The following is a 2,747-nucleotide window of genomic DNA, read 5'->3' on the forward strand; positions in this document are numbered from 1 at the left end:
CCCCCTGTAAGCCTTATATACGCTCCCTATAAGCGCTCTCTTATAAGAGGGGGCTTATATACGTGTTATAAATATGTTGTTGAGCGTTGTAGTATTACTTATTATTGCCACCGTAATTTATTTCATACACCAAAATCATAAACTTTTATTCTATGGGAATCCTGAAAGACGGCATCCAATTTACCGGAAGCCTGGGCAACCTCTCCGCCTACACTATTAAAGGTTCAGACAAGATCATCCTGCGCCGCAAAGGTGGCGCAACCAAAGAACGCATTGCAAATGACCCCAGGTTTGAACGTACGCGGGAAAATAATTCGGAATTTGGCATATGCGGAAAGGCCGCTGGCCAGATCAGGCGAATGATGAATCCTATAATTCCCCTGGCAGACTACAATTTCACATCTACATTAAGCTCCTTATTAAGAACAAGAATGCTGCCACGGGATACCGTAAGTGACCGCGGCCAGCGTGGGCTTTTATTTTCACAGCATGCAGCTTTGTTACAGGGCTTTCGTTTGAACCTGAAAAACCCTTTTGAGAGTATGGTAAGGCAAGCGCCCATTTGTTCTATTGACCGCACTACCGGTATGGGCGTGGTACAGCTGCCTGAGCTAACACCCGGCCTAAACCTTATGCTGCCACCCAACCCGCCGCTATACCGTTTTGTATTGGGTATGGGCGCCATTGCCGATATAAAGCATAACGGGATGGATTATACGCAGTATAACCCTAAACCATTACCGGCTGTTTTTTCAACTGAAACAGCGTGGCATGGCAATCAGCAAACCTTTAAAGCGCAGCGGGTGGAGCTGCCTTTAGCACTTCCCGAGGGCTGGGATAAAACAGCCACCTTCCTGTTATTTATTGGGCTTGAAATGGGCAACCCTTTAACGGCTACTGAAATCGAAGAAGTGAAAGGCAGGGGCTGCGCTATAATAGCGGCAGTGGGGTGATGGGAATGCTTTAAATAAATTTTGACAAAGCCGGACCGTTTATTATCTTTCGTTAACAATCCCCGCCAGGGGATGTTTAGCATACGGCTTAACCTCCGTTTCAGATGCTGCAGCAATCATCATCAGCACTTACCTTGTGTAGTTTTACCGCAACCATGTTACCATAACATTGCCGCGTAAAAGCAGTGAACACCTATATTATTGTACGAGAAAAAACCGTTATGACAAGAATTTACTTTTTACTTGCATCTGCCTGCTGCTGCATTTTATCCTGCTTTAATAACGGACCTACCTCCGCCTTTTATCCCGTTCCCGGACCAGACACCATAGCGCAGGTGTTCTTACCGGGTATTGTTTCCATTGATACGCTTGATTTTAACGCAGCCTTTTCACCGGACGGTAAAACTTTTTACTTTTCAAGATCGCACAACAGGAAGTATCTTATTCTTGAAAGTAAATATAACGGCGAGGCCTGGACAGCCCCTGTGCCCTCCCCTTTGTTTGATACCAGCTACTCCAATGCTGATCCCTTCTTTTCACAAGAAGGCGATCTTTATTTCATTTCCAACAGACCCAAAGCCCCAACCGATACCACCGATGATTATGATATTTACCGGTTGCCTAAGAACGGTCAAAACCCTGAACGGCTTGATAAGATCAATAGTGACAGCACTGAATATTATGTTTCCCTTTCCAATAATGGCAATATCTACTTTGCATCCTACCGGGATGGTAACCTGGACCTGTATATGAGCAGGAAAACAGCCGGGCAGTATGAAAAACCAGTGAACCTGGGCCCCACCATTAACTCCGCTGCCGATGAACATGACCCGCTGATAGCCCCGGATGAAAGCTGGCTGGTTTTTACATCCGGCAGGCCCGGCGGACTGGGAGAAGCCGACCTGTATATCGCTTTTAAAAAGGATGGCCAATGGCAGCTTCCCCGGAATATGGGCGAACGGATCAATACAAAAACCTACGAGTACTGCCCTAATCTATCGCCGGATGGAAAATACCTTTTCTTTAGCAGTGAATCCGACGTTAAATGGATCAGCAGCAAAATATTGAAGAAATAGGCTGCACCGTTTTCCTACTGACATACTGTTGTCATAGCCTGTATTGAAATTTGCTATTACAAACACAAACCCATGAAACAGCACCTGCTTTTACTAGCTGCCATCTTTATTGCCGTAACCATAAATGCACAAACAAAAAAAAACAACATGTTCACTGTAAAGCCTTTCAAAATTAATGTACCTCAAACTGTACTGGACGATCTTCAAAACCGCCTCCGCCAGACCCGCTGGCCTGACGCCCCTGAAAACATTGGCTGGAAATACGGTACTGATCCCGTATTCCTCCAAAGCCTGGTTGCCTACTGGCAAAATGGTTATGACTGGCGCAAGCAGGAAGCTGCGCTTAATCAATTCCCACATTACACGGTTGAAATAGACAGCCTTACCATTCATTTCCTGCACATCAAAAGTAAAAATCCGAATGCCAGGCCCCTGCTGCTTACGCATGGATGGCCCGATTGCTTTTACCGCTTTTACAAAGTAATTCCCCTGTTAACGGACGACTACGACCTGGTGATACCTTCCATCCCCGGTTTCGGCTTCTCCAGCCACGTAGCCCTTACGGACGACGGCACTGCAAAAGTTTTTGCCACCCTGATGAAAGATGTACTTGGCTACAAAACTTTCCTCGCAGCCGGCGGGGACATGGGCAGCCCCATCACCAAATCAGTGGCCAATCTTTACCCGGAGAACGTAATAGCCATCCATCTCACAGATG

The 2,747-nt window shown here is 46.4% G+C and carries 3 protein-coding genes; all 3 read left to right on the forward strand.

What is annotated here, in order from left to right; all coding sequences use genetic code 11:
* Positions 1 to 152: 152 nt before the first annotated feature.
* The gene (locus VIM87_RS15930; protein WP_331997952.1) at positions 153 to 953 is read left to right on the forward strand and encodes a hypothetical protein; all 801 of its coding nucleotides are present in this window, start codon (positions 153 to 155) and stop codon (positions 951 to 953) included.
* A 221-nt stretch (positions 954 to 1,174) separates the two neighbouring features.
* Positions 1,175 to 2,029 (forward strand): hypothetical protein, encoded by an 855-nt coding sequence (locus VIM87_RS15935; RefSeq protein WP_331997953.1) that lies wholly within the window; start codon positions 1,175 to 1,177, stop codon positions 2,027 to 2,029.
* Between the two features lie 72 nt (positions 2,030 to 2,101).
* Positions 2,102 to 2,747: epoxide hydrolase family protein (locus tag VIM87_RS15940; protein WP_331997954.1), on the forward strand; the 646-nt coding region annotated here is incomplete at its 3' end.

This window comes from Chitinophaga sp., assembly GCF_036569125.1.
Classification (GTDB): Bacteria; Bacteroidota; Bacteroidia; order Chitinophagales; family Chitinophagaceae; genus Chitinophaga.